This window comes from Staphylococcus sp. HMSC034C12 (assembly GCF_001835895.1).
GTDB lineage: Bacteria > Bacillota > Bacilli > Staphylococcales > Staphylococcaceae > Staphylococcus > Staphylococcus hominis.
This window is the reverse complement of record NZ_KV826358.1, coordinates 121,298-135,322: the sequence shown is the minus strand read 5'-3', so window position 1 is coordinate 135,322 and position 14,025 is coordinate 121,298. Positions and strand designations below refer to the sequence as shown.

Annotated in this window: 18 protein-coding genes and 1 pseudogene; 2 read left to right on the top strand and 17 right to left on the bottom strand. The window is 31.0% G+C overall.

All coding sequences use genetic code 11. The features are described 5' to 3' along the window. Positions 1 to 259: 259 nt before the first annotated feature. From HMPREF2629_RS10190 to HMPREF2629_RS10135, 11 genes are all read right to left on the bottom strand, one after another. Positions 260 to 616: a transcriptional regulator gene (locus HMPREF2629_RS10190; RefSeq protein ID WP_070813359.1), complete on the bottom strand. Its 357-nt coding sequence runs from the start codon at positions 614 to 616 to the stop codon at positions 260 to 262. A gap of 1,565 nt (positions 617 to 2,181) precedes the next feature. Next, complete coding sequence (locus HMPREF2629_RS10180) at positions 2,182 to 2,523, bottom strand: sigma-70 family RNA polymerase sigma factor (RefSeq protein ID WP_070813358.1); 342 nt, start codon at positions 2,521 to 2,523, stop codon at positions 2,182 to 2,184. After that, positions 2,520 to 2,963: a pathogenicity island protein gene (locus HMPREF2629_RS10175; protein ID WP_070813357.1), complete on the bottom strand. Its 444-nt coding sequence runs from the start codon at positions 2,961 to 2,963 to the stop codon at positions 2,520 to 2,522. Before HMPREF2629_RS10175 ends, HMPREF2629_RS10180 begins: the two co-directional genes overlap by 4 nt. A 10-nt stretch (positions 2,964 to 2,973) precedes the next feature. Next, on the bottom strand, positions 2,974 to 3,642 hold the full coding sequence (locus tag HMPREF2629_RS10170; protein ID WP_070813356.1) for a hypothetical protein: 669 nt from the start codon (positions 3,640 to 3,642) through the stop codon (positions 2,974 to 2,976). Between the two features lie 290 nt (positions 3,643 to 3,932). Then, positions 3,933 to 4,718 (bottom strand): ATP-binding protein, encoded by a 786-nt coding sequence (locus HMPREF2629_RS10165; RefSeq protein ID WP_070813355.1) that lies wholly within the window; start codon positions 4,716 to 4,718, stop codon positions 3,933 to 3,935. A gap of 11 nt (positions 4,719 to 4,729) precedes the next feature. Next, entirely contained in the window at positions 4,730 to 5,842 is a 1,113-nt protein-coding gene (locus tag HMPREF2629_RS10160; protein WP_070813354.1) for a DnaD domain protein, read from the bottom strand. Then, complete coding sequence (locus tag HMPREF2629_RS10155) at positions 5,835 to 6,158, bottom strand: helix-turn-helix domain-containing protein (RefSeq protein WP_070813353.1); 324 nt, start codon at positions 6,156 to 6,158, stop codon at positions 5,835 to 5,837. The genes HMPREF2629_RS10160 and HMPREF2629_RS10155 overlap by 8 nt, the downstream gene beginning before the upstream one ends. A gap of 41 nt (positions 6,159 to 6,199) precedes the next feature. Further along, the gene (gene tscT / locus HMPREF2629_RS10150; RefSeq protein WP_070813352.1) at positions 6,200 to 6,517 is read right to left on the bottom strand and encodes a type II toxin-antitoxin system toxin TscT; all 318 of its coding nucleotides are present in this window, start codon (positions 6,515 to 6,517) and stop codon (positions 6,200 to 6,202) included. A gap of 468 nt (positions 6,518 to 6,985) precedes the next feature. Next, positions 6,986 to 7,627 (bottom strand): BRO-N domain-containing protein, encoded by a 642-nt coding sequence (locus tag HMPREF2629_RS10145; RefSeq protein ID WP_070813351.1) that lies wholly within the window; start codon positions 7,625 to 7,627, stop codon positions 6,986 to 6,988. A gap of 62 nt (positions 7,628 to 7,689) precedes the next feature. Then, positions 7,690 to 7,953 (bottom strand): helix-turn-helix domain-containing protein, encoded by a 264-nt coding sequence (locus tag HMPREF2629_RS10140; RefSeq protein ID WP_070813350.1) that lies wholly within the window; start codon positions 7,951 to 7,953, stop codon positions 7,690 to 7,692. Continuing rightward, a complete protein-coding gene (locus HMPREF2629_RS10135) occupies positions 7,950 to 8,174 on the bottom strand; it encodes a helix-turn-helix transcriptional regulator (RefSeq protein ID WP_070813349.1) in 225 nt (74 codons plus the stop codon). The genes HMPREF2629_RS10140 and HMPREF2629_RS10135 overlap by 4 nt, the downstream gene beginning before the upstream one ends. Positions 8,175 to 8,359: 185 nt before the next feature. Here HMPREF2629_RS10135 and HMPREF2629_RS10130 point away from each other — a divergent pair, with 185 nt between their 5' ends. After that, on the top strand, positions 8,360 to 9,040 hold the full coding sequence (locus tag HMPREF2629_RS10130; RefSeq protein ID WP_070813348.1) for a helix-turn-helix domain-containing protein: 681 nt from the start codon (positions 8,360 to 8,362) through the stop codon (positions 9,038 to 9,040). A gap of 127 nt (positions 9,041 to 9,167) precedes the next feature. After that, positions 9,168 to 10,304, top strand: a complete 1,137-nt coding sequence (locus HMPREF2629_RS10125; RefSeq protein WP_070813347.1) for a site-specific integrase — start codon at positions 9,168 to 9,170, stop codon at positions 10,302 to 10,304. 91 nt (positions 10,305 to 10,395) lie between these two features. Here the strand turns inward: HMPREF2629_RS10125 and HMPREF2629_RS10120 are convergent. The 6 genes and pseudogenes from HMPREF2629_RS10120 to lacA all read right to left on the bottom strand — a co-directional run. Next, positions 10,396 to 10,626: pseudogene (locus tag HMPREF2629_RS10120) on the bottom strand (PTS transporter subunit EIIC); the annotation flags it as partial. 5 nt (positions 10,627 to 10,631) lie between these two features. Beyond that, positions 10,632 to 10,946 (bottom strand): PTS lactose/cellobiose transporter subunit IIA, encoded by a 315-nt coding sequence (locus tag HMPREF2629_RS10115; protein ID WP_017174827.1) that lies wholly within the window; start codon positions 10,944 to 10,946, stop codon positions 10,632 to 10,634. Between the two features lie 19 nt (positions 10,947 to 10,965). Next, a complete protein-coding gene (gene lacD / locus HMPREF2629_RS10110; protein ID WP_019835810.1) occupies positions 10,966 to 11,943 on the bottom strand; it encodes a tagatose-bisphosphate aldolase in 978 nt (325 codons plus the stop codon). Positions 11,944 to 11,946: 3 nt separating this feature from the next. After that, on the bottom strand, positions 11,947 to 12,879 hold the full coding sequence (locus HMPREF2629_RS10105; RefSeq protein WP_037541586.1) for a tagatose-6-phosphate kinase: 933 nt from the start codon (positions 12,877 to 12,879) through the stop codon (positions 11,947 to 11,949). A gap of 12 nt (positions 12,880 to 12,891) precedes the next feature. Further along, positions 12,892 to 13,407, bottom strand: coding sequence for a galactose-6-phosphate isomerase subunit LacB (gene lacB / locus HMPREF2629_RS10100; protein WP_002448324.1), 516 nt, complete (start codon positions 13,405 to 13,407; stop codon positions 12,892 to 12,894). Between the two features lie 15 nt (positions 13,408 to 13,422). Then, a complete protein-coding gene (gene lacA / locus HMPREF2629_RS10095) occupies positions 13,423 to 13,851 on the bottom strand; it encodes a galactose-6-phosphate isomerase subunit LacA (RefSeq protein ID WP_002448540.1) in 429 nt (142 codons plus the stop codon). Positions 13,852 to 14,025 lie beyond the last annotated feature (174 nt).

The following is a 14,025-nucleotide window of genomic DNA, read 5'->3' as shown; positions in this document are numbered from 1 at the left end:
CGGTTATTATCTTATAAAAGGCTCTAAATGTAAAGAGAAAACGCTTACTTTTTATAACTTAAAATTAATACTACTCAAATATGTATATCTCTCTTACTTCTTTTTCTTAAGAGATTTAAAGACTAGAGATAAAATTAAGAATATTAAAACAACAGTGAGAACTGACCCCATTTATATTCCCTCCTAGATATCTTTAAATTTGATACTAACAAACTAATCCCTTAATTAAAACTAAATATACAAAACGCCTACTTAAACGCTATACATAGCCTATAAGCGTTGCTAAACGTCTGATTATAGCGTCACGTTTACGCAACATACTTGTTTTACTTATACCGAAGTAGTCGGCTATATCTTGCCACTGGTAGCACCCTAGAGGACACTCCCAATACCTAAAACGCATAATTTCTTTAGTTTCGTTGTCCGCTTCATCTATTAATTGATCTACCCCATTAACTATATTACATAATCTTTCATATTTATATTTTAAACCTACGTTACCCGCTTCATCATTTAGTAATTCAAAGTGTGTAAACTTCATTTCCTTGCGATACTGCTCTATACGTTCTATATAGTCCTCTAATTTCTTAATATCGTGTCTTTCAATCGTTAGCAAAGTAATACACCTCTAAATTTCAAGTTTTTTAAAGTCATTTTAGTACCTAGTACTAATTATAGAATATATAAGCTAATTAATCTTTGTATTGAATAAGTAAATGTAAGGTTTTAACATATAGAAGCGGTTTATCTCTTATAAGCTTCAGAGAGCGTTTTAGAAAGCCTCTAATAGCGGTATTGATACTTTATACCTAATATACGTTAAGTGGTTTAAATAGGCTTAAAAAACACTGCTACCTTACGAAAACTTACGTTTATTTCTCTGTAACCTTTATATAACCTTATTATTTTTTACTACCTTCCCAAAATCTTCCCATTTTTTGACTACCTTACGAAAACCTTCCGATTTTTCGTTACATAAATTTTTGTACCTATCCAAAATCGCACTATTTTTTACTTACTTTGTATAAACCTTGTACATTTTATATTTGCTCTACCTTTGGTAAACCTTTGGATTTTTGCAAAGTCCAAATTTGGACGCTGCTAATTATTTCATATGTATTATAGGATAACCCAAAATTGGGTAGTCCTAATTTTTATAGAAATCAATTTTACTATCTACTCACTAAAAACTTGACTACCTCTACCTTTTCTCATCACTTTATCCCCCCTGTATTCTTTAAAATTTTTCATCATATTTCATCATTTAGCACCCACTTATTCAAAGCAGCTTAACAATATTTAACATTCAACTACCTAAGAAAACCTAATATGAAATGTAGTAATATATAGTATTTTAGTTGATTTTAATTATTGATCTTAATAATCATTTTCTACACTTAGAAGCTCATAGCTTCTATATAGTTTTAAATCTCTCGAAAATTAAAGTTAATTAAAGGTATAAAGTCAAAAATGACTATGTTCTTTTTTAACCCGTCGTTAATGTCGTTCCTTTGCTTAATTACTCTCTTTTTCTCGATGTTAATTTTTAAATTTTAAAATTTGCTAGATACATTGGTATAACTGACGTTAAAGACAATTAAACCCCTTCAAAAATTTGCATTATTTAGCATTAATTAAAAGTACACATCCAAAAATGATCAACTTTAATAAGCTCAAACTTTTTATGAGAGATAGCTTTGCTTAGTCAAAAAAGTCTAATCAAAAAGCACCTACTCAAAATTGAGTAAGTACCCTTTTTAAGCTAGGCTTTTCTAGGGTATTCATTAAAATTTATCCAACAATTTCATGATAGATTACACTCATATTTGAGCAATAATTTTGGTCACACAAAAAAGTTTAATCAAATAAGCTGCTACTCATTATTAAGTAACAGCTTTTTCATACCAAATTCATTATTGAAATACCCAACATTTCCCCACATTTTTAAAGTCTTATTGATACTTTCACTAAATGGGGAGTGAACAAACGATATAACAAAATAACAATAATAGGCGGGGTATTTGAACGCCCCTATTTGAATTTGTCCAACATTTTCCAACAATTTCATATTTGATACCCCACCCCCCTCACGCGTGAAAAAAATAATAAATTTGGAAAGTAGACACCCCTCGCCGTTCTCCAATAACACTTTTACTCTTTAAATGTTTAGAGTGGGGGGTATTAACTAGCTTCATTTACAATCTTATCTAACAAACCGTTATACATTTGTCTAACACGTTCTCCCGAAAGATTAAATACCTTTCCTACTTCGTTTAACGACTTACCCTGACACAATAAATAAAATACAAAGTACTCTTTATCTGTTCCCACTCTATCTACAATTTGCTCTAGTTCATTAAAAAAGATTTGATTGTCGATATTATCATTTACTTCTACCGCTTCGACATCATCACTAATTTCAAAGAAGTTATCTATATCTAACTCACTCTCTTTAACATCAATCGTAGTCGTATTATGGTATTCTTTTACAAATTGTTTAATCGCTTCTTTATCATACTTCACACCTTAGCACCCACTTTATGTGAATGAATGGCTTTATATAAATCACATCTTAAACGGTTAATCAGTTCACTATCTATTGCTGCACCATTAGAACGAATGTAATACATTATTTCTTTTTGTTCACTTGGTGTATATCCTTTAACCACTTCTTTAAATAGTGCTAGTTTCTTACTTGATCGTTTAATATATGCGTTTAGCTTAGCCTTTTCTTCTAGTATATGTATAACAAGCTTCTCTAGTGGATATGATACTGATACAAACCCAAATACATCACTAGAAGTTGAATGAGAGATATTTAAGTAATACATTGCTTCTATTTGCAATTTGATACCTTTTATCTTTGAATTTATAAACTGTGGACTAAATTCCGTTAATAGTGCATATTCTGTTATCTTTGCTTCACGGTAATATAAACAATGTTTCACTCGTTTAATATTCATTCATACACTCCTATTCATTATTGCTTAGTACATCTAAGTAACGTTGTTTAACTGAACGTACACCAATGTAGCCCGCTTCATCTTTAGTTGCTGGTATGCCCAAATAATTCATTTTAAGCGTGTTTAACGTGTTTCTTTCACTTACTAACCTTTTATACTCAATTTCATCTGAATAAGGATATAACACCTTTTCTTTAAGTTTCTCGAAGTCTTTCGCTACATGCTTCTTCTCTAACTCATTGAAGCGGTTATTTATTAAGTTCTCGTATAGATATATCTCATATATTTTAGTGTCAGTTGGTGCTAAATGTTTTATAAGAGCAATCGCTTCATCATTAGTTATTAGTGATAGTCTTGCTTGTAAATCTTGTCGTTTAATAATTTCAGCATGTGGATTGTCTATCTCTTGCTCTAGCGCTTCACTCTGCATAATACATAATTGATCGTTAATACTCTGTAACTTACTTATAGCAAAAGTCTTAAAACTTTGTTCTAGTTTATCCACTTTAGATAGCTGTTGTTTGTCTATCTCACTATTGCTATATCCCGCTTCTCTAAGTGCTTTAGTTTCATCAAGAAAGCTATCTAACTCTTTAATGAGCGTTTGATAGTCGTTATCTTCAAATAATACATTCCATGCGTCAATGATTGCTTTATTTTCTTTTTCTAATACTTTCATATCTCTTTAACCCTCTTTTCAATTAAAGATGTTCTAAAATTAATTCTAAGCACTGTAACAACTTATTTTAGAAGCCTTATATTCTCATACTATTACTTATATCAATTTTTATTTAATGCTCTAAAATAGGCTTTAAAATGATTAATTCTATTTTAGATTTTTAGTTTCTAGAATTTAGTTATAAAAAATGTTATCAAGCGATTACTTAAATCTTACTAACTATACGGAGTATTTCAGCCCCTCCCTTAAATACGAAAAGAAGTCACGGACATAATAGCCCGTAACTCTATTTATGAATGAAAGTCTTTTAACCGATAATCTGCACCGTGCATTTTAATAATCTTTGTATTCTTCATTAGTCGGCTAAATATCTTCTTACTATCTTTAGTTAATGTTAATTCTTTTGCTGTATTGTTAGTGGTAATAATATTGTGTTTTCCAGTTCGTAAGTTAGCTACATTAAACATCTTACTTAATCCATAATTGGTTAATGATGTACCGTAATCATCAATCACAAGTAAATCTACGTCTTTAATAAGTTGATCGAGTTGTTTCTCTGTCACGTCTGATGTTTTTGTATAGGTATCTCTATATGCTGTAATGAGTTCCGTTACATCAATAAATAAAGCTGTATAACCTTTTTTCTTCACTTCTTTTACAATAGACATTGCTAAATGACTTTTACCAATTCCATATGTTCCATGAAGTAATAAAGAAGTTGGATTATCTAGTGAGAAGTTCGCAGCATACTTCTGCATAATCTGTTTAGCTTCTAGTAAGTCAGAATTAGTAGGTTTGTAATTATCGAAATGAGCCTTTAATAAGTCATCATTAAGCATTGATTGTTTAAATACTCTTTCAATATCTAACCGCTTCTGTTTCGCTTTGTAATTGCTCGTACTTTGTTTGGCTTTCTCAATCATGAAGCAATCGCACCCGATACGCTCCTCTTGTCCGTTATCAAACTTATAGTAATCGTATCTATTGCCACATCTACTACATTTAAGGTCAAGTTGCATATCAATCACTTTATTGTGTAACTTCTTCATTAAGTCAATGTCAGTAATACTTTTCATGCAATCACTCCTTAAAATAATTCGCTGTATTGTGAATTTTCTTCTTCATCATCTGCTAAACGATCTAAAAATGATTTATTATTATTCAATTTATTTCTTTGCTTCTTACGTGCTTCTATATCTTTAACTGAATTAATGCCCTCTTGATACCAACTAACCAAAATACTATTCACATATGCCCACTTATAAACGTTGTTGTTAATCGCTTCTTTTAATGCTTCGATAACTATATTGTCATTACCGTTGAAATCTTCTCTCCATGCGTCTATCTTTTCTACGATTGTAGAATTAAGACGACCAAATCCATTATTTTCATAAAAAGTAAAAACATTATCCGCTTCATGTATTGTTTGGTTTTTATTTTCGTTAGTGTTTAACTCTTTTTCCATTGCTGCAAATACTTCATCAGTTTTATTATGTTTCTTATTGTTAGGTGTCACTTTAGCTAGTGCCTTTTCTTTAGTGTCTACATCATCAGCTATCCAGTTTTTAATTACTGCTATAAAGTAGTTAAGGCCTTTGTTATTATCCTTACAGTAGTTAGTCGCTACCTTTACTACATCTAGCGTATTACCTTTAATATCTTGTACGAGGTTGCTTACTTCTTTTTGTTTATTAGTGTTTTGCATTTCAACAAAATTATTCAAAAGGAAATTGTAAGCTGTTGTTGTGTCGTAACTACTACTACTGTTTTTCTTCTCCCTGTTATTCTTATTATTGTTTTTCTTAATACTGTTATTCTTAGTGTCTTTATTTTGTATGTCTACGTTTCTTATATCTACGTTTTGTATGTCTACATTTTGTATATCTTCAAAACTGCGACATACGAAATGATGATTGATTGTATAAATATTTTTGCTAAATCCGTTTTCAGTACGCTCTCTCTTTACTGAAATGATTTGTTTATCAACTAATTCATTTCTATGCTTATAGAAGCGGTTTTTACTTATATTTAATTCGTGACAAATAAGGCTAACACTTGGGAAAGCTATATCTTTACCACCAGCATAAGAAGATAGATAACAATATATAGCCTTAGCTTCTATACTTAAATTAGGCTCTTTCATGACTTGCTTATAAATTGTTCCGTATCCACCTGTAACATCAATTAATCTATCACTCATAGTTACCACCCTCACTTTCATATAACACTGGTGCTATCTGTCTTTGTAATACCTTATCTATATACTTATATGTGATCTTTAAGTAACCTAGTTTTCTTAAATGATTAATCCTGTTTAATATCGTTAATTCATTATGACCGTACAAGCTAGCGAAATACTCATCGCTAGCAGTACAATAGCCATATTCATTACTAAATGCCGTAATTTCTGCAAATATTACTCTTTCACTATCATTAAGACGATTGTCATATCTCACGTTTGCAGGTAAAATAGAGTAGTAATTAGGCTGTTTATTTGATTGTTTTATATCACCCATAGTGTTATCCTTTCAGTTAGATTTTTAGTTTGCTTAAAAAACTATTTATCAGCGTTTTCTATTTCGGTTTGGTCGCTTGGAATAGAAAACGTTTCTTTTTTATCTAATTCTTTAAATTGTTCTAATAAGCTATCAAACTCTTTTAAGTACATACACATTAAATCAATCGTTTGTGTATTTTGTATTCTATGTTCATGATATCTATAACCATGTGCTAAAATTTCATTTTTATTTAATACATGATTAGGCTCATGAATAAAATATTCTTCATCAAACCATGTAAAAGACGTCATTACGTCATTAATTTTTTCTTTAATTATTTCTATATCATTCAATATATTTTTAATTTCTAAATTCATTTTTATTCCTCCCACTCGAAATTGTTTTCTATTTGTTGCATAACCAACTCACAAATAAATTGTAGTTGTTGTTCACGGTTAAGCGTTTCTCTCCATTTTTGGTTACCTTCTTCTACTAAATGAACATAAATTTGTCATTTATCATTTATTGCACTATTTAATAACTCATATATTTCTTTGATTACTCGAACATCTTGATTATCCATTTTTAAATCCTCCTATTGCTTCATATCGAAGCAGTTTATTATTTTTATACATTCTACTTAAATTCTTCTACTGTTTTGTAAATGTTCTCTATATGCTTTATAGAGATACGAGCGTTGTTCATCTCGAATATCAAACTTGATAATAGCTACCATGCTTGAGAATAAGAAAAATGCTAATGCATAATGTAATTCAGAATACATATTTAAAAATATGGTTATTACACAGATATAAATAAGTTCATTCAGAAACCTAAGCATTTTATCACTCCGCTTCTTCTTGTTTGTTGTATTTACCGTAAATAGTTTCACTCACTTTAACATCTAAGCCAAAACGATTTTTTGCAGCCATTAGATCAACTACATCAGTTAATATTGTTTGTCGAGTTGCTAACATTTCAGGTGTCATTGCACCTTTTTTAATCATCTTCTTAAAGCCATATAGCGTTGATGTTGCTTTATCTGATATTGTGTTTGCTTTAATGTAATCTACTCGCTTAGCTGTTTGATTTGCTTCTTTCAGCTTGTTCATAGCGTCTTTTTGTATTTGCTTATCAGTCATACGGAAAGCTTCATAATCTTTTAAGCCTGTTGTTTGTCGTAACTCAACTAACACATCACATATCCAGTCTTGAAAGTCTTCCGCTTCCTTTTTGTTTGAACGCATGATTAATCTATAAATACCTTTTTCATTAATGACCGTATAATCTTGATACTTTCTAGCTTTCTTCTTATCTGATGTGGTACTACCTTTGAGAGTACCTCTTACATGATTAGGTAAATTCTTTGTAGCATTAAAAGAATCTCTAAAACCTAATACAGTAGCTATATCACTCGCTATTGCCCAATGTTCTCCGTCTTTTTCTATAAATCTAATTTCCGTGCCGTTAAAAATTTGTTTTATCATTTAAAACCTCCGAAATTGATTATTACTAATACACTTATTCACTCGCTTGCGGGCAAGATTTTTTAATATTTTTGACTTTCTAAAAATTTTTCTATTTCTTGACGATCATAGTAATAGCTTCGTCCCTGTTTACGTTTAGTAAGTCCTAAACGCTCCCACTCTGTAACATCACTATGTGTACATCTGTATAACTTTCTTACTTCTGTTTGTGTAAGCCACCGCTTCTGTTGTTGTTCTAGCTTCTGTTGAGCGATTTGCTCTGCTAGTTTCAATATACCGTTTGCTAACTCGATTGAAGCGGCTTCACTTAAAATCGGTGTACTCATTTAGAAGTCTCCTTTTCATTAAAAATAAAAATATCATCAATATTAACTCCTAACTTTTCAGCTAATTTTTTAGCTAATATAGGAGATGGTTTTCTTTTATTCTTTAAGATTAAACTTAAATAAGAACTTCCAATGTTTAGTGCTTCAGCTAAACTATTGTTGTTATATCCATTTAGAAACATTAAATACTTAACCTTTTCATCATTAACTATGACTGTCATCTAAATCCTCCTTTTGAATGTTTTTTTTACAAAAGTTATTGAATTATAGCTATTTAAGTAAACAATAACTTCAAAAACTATTTTTACATATACAAATCTTTTTTGCAAATACTTTTTGCATTTTCTTTTATTATTAATGGATTTTTATAAACAAAACATGCATAATAGATATTGGAGGTATTTGTATGATTATTTGTACTTTAAAAGAATTAATGAAAATGTTTGGTGTTAACCAATCTAAATTGTCAGAAGAAACTGGAATAACAAGACCTACACTTTTATCTTTAATAAGAAATGAAAATCAAAATATTAAGTATGATACTATCAATTCTTTATGTAATTATTTCGATATCGGATTATCTGATTTACTCTTATATTCACCAATTAATATTGAATTTAAAGATTTAAAATATAAAGAAGAAAAACACACTTTTAAATATGACAAACAACAATTTCGTGATATTCCTTATGAATATATTTTTATAAGATATTTTATTAATGATGAAGAATATATTTTTAAAGCAATATTAGATAGCGTGGTAGTTGATATTTATCGAAAAGATTTTAATACTGATGAAGAACTTTACGTTTTGTCAGAGGCAACTATTGAGAAAGACGAGTATGAAGATTTGTTAAAAAAAGGATTTAAACAAGAATTCTTTGATTATTATAATGACACTATTCGTATAAAAGAAAAAATTGCTGATAGTGTGCCTTTTGAAATTGATACTGATTTAATTAGATTAGATGTTTCTTTTTCGGTAGCCAATTCACCTTTATTTGAAGAAATGAAAGATGAGATTAAAAATTTACCAACAGATAAATTACAAGAACTAAGAAGAGAAATAAATAAATTAATTGATTAGCAGAAAATCTTTGTCCTTTTTGCTTACGAGTTCATACATACTATTACCGCACCAATGAGTAACCACTCTCAAAGGTGTGTTCAATCCAATCAAACGCATGCGGGCAAGTAGAAAGGATTGATTTACAATGATTAAGAAATATAAAAAGAAAGACGGCTCAACGGCGTATATGTTTGTTGCATATCTCGGTGTTGATCCAATTACTCGTAAGCAGAAGCGGACAACAAGACGTGGCTTTAAAACTGAGAGAGAGGCCAAAATTGCAGAAGCTAAGCTGCAAACAGAAGTACAAGCTAATGGCTTCTTAAACACTGAAATAATGACGTTTAACCAAATATATGAACTATGGTTAGAACAATATAGAAATACAGTAAAAGAAAGCACCTATCAGCAAGCAATGACAACATTTAAAATGATGATACTTCCACACTTTGAGAATATGGCTATTAAAGATATTACCGTGCCACATTGTCAAAAGGTAGTGAATGAATGGTATCGAACATATTCAGAAACGAAAAAGGGGCGTATATATGCGTCTACTATCTTTGAGTATGCTATTAGTTTAAAAATTATAACTGATAATCCATTTAATCACATAAAAGCACCACGTAAGAAAAGTAATCAGAAGCATGAAACAATGAAATACTATACAAGTGATGAATTGCAGCAGTTTTTAGAGCTTGTAAAAGATAATGTATTACATCATGCTTTATTTCGTACACTTGCCTTTACGGGTATCAGACGTGGCGAATTAATGGCTTTAACATGGAATGATATAGATTTTACTAATCAGACGTTAAGCGTGAATAAGACGCTTGCAGAGGGCTTAAATCATAGGCAGTTTATAGATACGCCTAAAACTCGTTCATCTATTAGAACGATCAGCGTTGATAGTAAAACATTAGAGGTATTAAAAGAGTGGCGTACTCAACAACGTGTGTTATCTCTTAAACATGGACATAATACGTCTAGCAAACATCAAGAAATATTCACGAATGTAGAAACGAACAAACGACTAAATAGAGTATATGCTAATGAAACTTTGAATTTGATATGTAAGAAGAATAATTTTAAAAGGATAACAGTACATGGCTTTAGACATACGCACTGTTCTTTATTATTTGAAGCGGGCTTATCTGTTCAAGAGGTACAAGATAGATTAGGTCACGGGGATATACAAACGACAATGGGAATATATGCACACGTTACTGAAAAGCAGCGTGAGAAAGTGGCCGAAAAGTTCGCAAATTATGTTAGTTTTTAGTAATAACGTATTCAAAACGTATTCAATTCATATCATCAAGAGTTGTAAACCGCTTCATATCAACGTTTACGGCTCTTTTTTAGCTTAAACCAACAATACCCATGGTATAGTTATATGGTTTCATCAATATACCTTCCATCGTTTTACTCCAAGTAAAGCCAAACACGTTAGGTACATATGTGATTAAAATAAATATACTTGAGAACAAGATAATTGGAATTGCTGCAATAAATCCATCACGAATCGCTCTTAAATAAATATTACGGGATATTTTTTCAAAGAACGGCTTTCCTTTTTCTATCCATGCTATTAACTTATTCATAGGGGTCAGCTCCCTTTTTTGTATAATTCAATTAAATGCTTCATTAAATCTTTTAATAATAACGTTGTCATTAAATGGTCTTGTCCGTGAATCATTGTAATACTAAATGCAATGTCATCACCTTGCGCTTCTTGAGCTAATAAGTTTGTTTGAGCTTTATGTGCATTTGCAATACATTCATTTGCTTCCTCGGTAAGTTGTTCAGCTTTTTCAAAATCACCTTCATTAGCAGCGTTTAAAGCCTCTAATAATTTTGAACGTGCATCTCCTGCATATGCGACAATTTCAAAACCAAGTAATTGTACTTCTTCTCTGTTCATATGAATAACCTCCCCTAAGTTATTTTGCTTTCCAAGATGTTGCAGTTGTTTTTAGTACTTTATTTAAATCATCAATGTTTTTATATCCAGTTGTACGTAACCATTCTCTTGCGGCTTGTTCTCCTTGTTCAATATAAACTTTAACTGCACCAGACCATGTCGCACGTCCGCATAACACACCATTGAAATGTGCACCTGCATCATGTGCAAATGTTAATGTTTCTTGGAATAATTCAGCTGATACACCAGCACTTAAATAAATATAAGGTAAATGTGTCGCTGCATCTTGATCACGGAAATGTTGTGCTGCTTCTTCTTTTGTGTATACAACTTCACCCTCTGTAAATCCTTCGACAAAATTCATATTTACGGGTACTTCAACTTTAAGCACATCAACATTGAATCGCTCTTCTGAGAATAACTTCATTGCTTCATTTACTTTACGAGGTTTTACTTTTGCAAATTCAGCACTTTTATTATCTGGAATATTATCATCATAAGTTAACACTTCTAAGAAAAATGGAATGTCTTCAGCAACACATTCTGAACCAATTCGTTCAATATAAGCTTTCTTTTGAATGTTAATCTCTTCTGAATCATCTACATCATAATAAAGTAAGAATTTAACTGCATTGGCACCCTGTTCTTTTAAACGTTTAGCAGACCATTCTACTAAGCAATCAGGTAAACGACCTTTTGCATTCACGTCATATCCAGTTTTTTCATATGCAAGTAATAAACCACACTCTTTATTACGTGCATCAGAAGCAGGTAAGCCATATTCAGGATCTAAAAGAATAGAAGATGCATATTGTGTTAACTCTTCTGATACAAGTACTTTTAATTGTTCGATTTGTTCAACTGTAGGAGGTTCTGTTTGATGTTCAGCCATCATTCTTTTTAATGCCCCACGTTGATCAAATGCTAAAGCTGAAATAATACCATCTTGATTACTTAATTGTTCGATTGATGCTAATTTTTGTTGTGATTTTGTCATGAATTACACCTCTATAACTTCAATTTGTTTGAATAGTTCTTTAAATTTATCTACATTGATATGACCTGTTTGATGCTCCATTGCATTTAACATTCCAAATGCATTCGCTTTTTTCAGTAAATCCTCATCGGATTGTTGATGAACAAGACCTGATGCAATACCTGCCACAGTAGAATCACCAGACCCTACAGGATTAACGACTTCTATTTTGGGGATATTTACTTTATAAAATGTTTGATGATGTTTAGCGAAAGCGCCATCGCCACCTAAAGAAACAATAATCCATTCAATACCTTTGAAGATGGGTTGAGTAACCGCTTCTTTTAAACTATCGATATCTGTAGTGACAGTAGTGTGTAATAATTGAGATAATTCATCAATATTAGGTTTTATCACTGAAGGCTTATTTTCGCTCAACAATACATCCATTAATGATTGACCAGAACTATCTAAAATCGTAGGTAGCTCTTGTTCATTTGCTAATTTCACAATATCAGCGTAGTAATTTGTATTAAGACCTTTAGGTAAACTTCCAGACATCGCTATAACATTAGCTCTTTTAAATAGTTCTAAAAGATGTGCTTTATAGCTCTCTGCTTCTTCCTTGTCAATAGTTGGTCCTTGTTCGAGTATTTCAGTTTGTTGTCCTTCATGTAGAATAGCGATACAATTTCGCGTTTCTCCTTTTATTTTGAAGAAAGACTGTTCAATTTGAGCATCTGTTAATTGTTCTTCAATAAATTGACCTAATGCGCCACCTAAAAAGCCACTTGCTAACACATTTTCGCCAAATTCTGATAATACACGTGTTACATTTAATCCTTTTCCTCCAGCAGTTTTACTCGTCTTTTTAACTCTATTCACAGTATCTAGATGAAACTGTTCTAATGGGTAAGAGATATCAACTGAAGGATTTAAAGTTAATGTTAGAATCATTTCACATCTTCCTTAATCGTGATATTCACCTTTGTCCCATTTTTCTAAGAATTCATCAAAGAAGTGAGGATTAGCTTGATTATCGTTATGTGCTTCTAAATGATTAATTTTAGCAATTAATTTTTTATTTTCTTCAGTAGGTTTGTATTCTGCTTTGATAAATGCATCAACGATATCGAAAATAAATAATTCGCCTGCTACTTTACCGCCGAAACTAACAACATTAGCATTCAATTCTTCTTTTGAATAAAGTGCTGATGTCATATCACGTACTAATGCTGTTCTTACACCTGGGACTTTGTTTGCTGCATTACTAATACCAACGCCAGTACCACAAATACATACGCCTAAATCTGCTTCTCCACTAGCAACTTTTTCTCCTACTTTTTTACCGAAGATAGGATAATGTGTACGTGTAAAATCATACGTACCTACATCAATAACTTCGTGTCCTTGAGCTTTTAAGTGTTGTGAAACTTCCATTTTTGTATCAGTTACAATGTGATCGCAACCTATAGCAATTTTCATTATTTATTCCTCCAATTAGCACATTTTATTTAACATATCTACACGGATTTGGTGACGTCCGCCATCATAGTGTCCATTTACAAATTCTTTAGCAATATTTTTAGCTAATGTATCGCCTACAATTTCAGCACCCATCGTAATCATGCGTGCATTGTTGTGACTACGTGTCATATATGCTGAACGTTCATCTGATACTTCAGCAGCAATCATTCCTTTTACTTTTGTAGCAACAATAAAACTACCTGCACCATAAGCATCCACTGCAATTCCTAAATTATCATCGTTCTTTTGTACTTCGTGTACAACTGCTAATGTTGAATCAACAAAGTCTAATTCTTTTCCTTCTGTTACATCTACTACATCATGGTTATTTTCTTTTAAAAATGTTTTTACAACATCTTTAAGACGTTGACCAGCGACATCTGAACCAATAAAAATTGTCATAATGATTCTCCTTTGAAAATAAGATAATTAAACACATGTGTTTGAAAAAGCGCTTTCAAATCTTTACACCTAAATTATAAACATAAACAAACAAATAATCAACAATAAATGTTCGAATATTGTTTGAAATTTCGTTTATTTAAACAAAATGTTTTGTTTTTATGTTTAATTGCG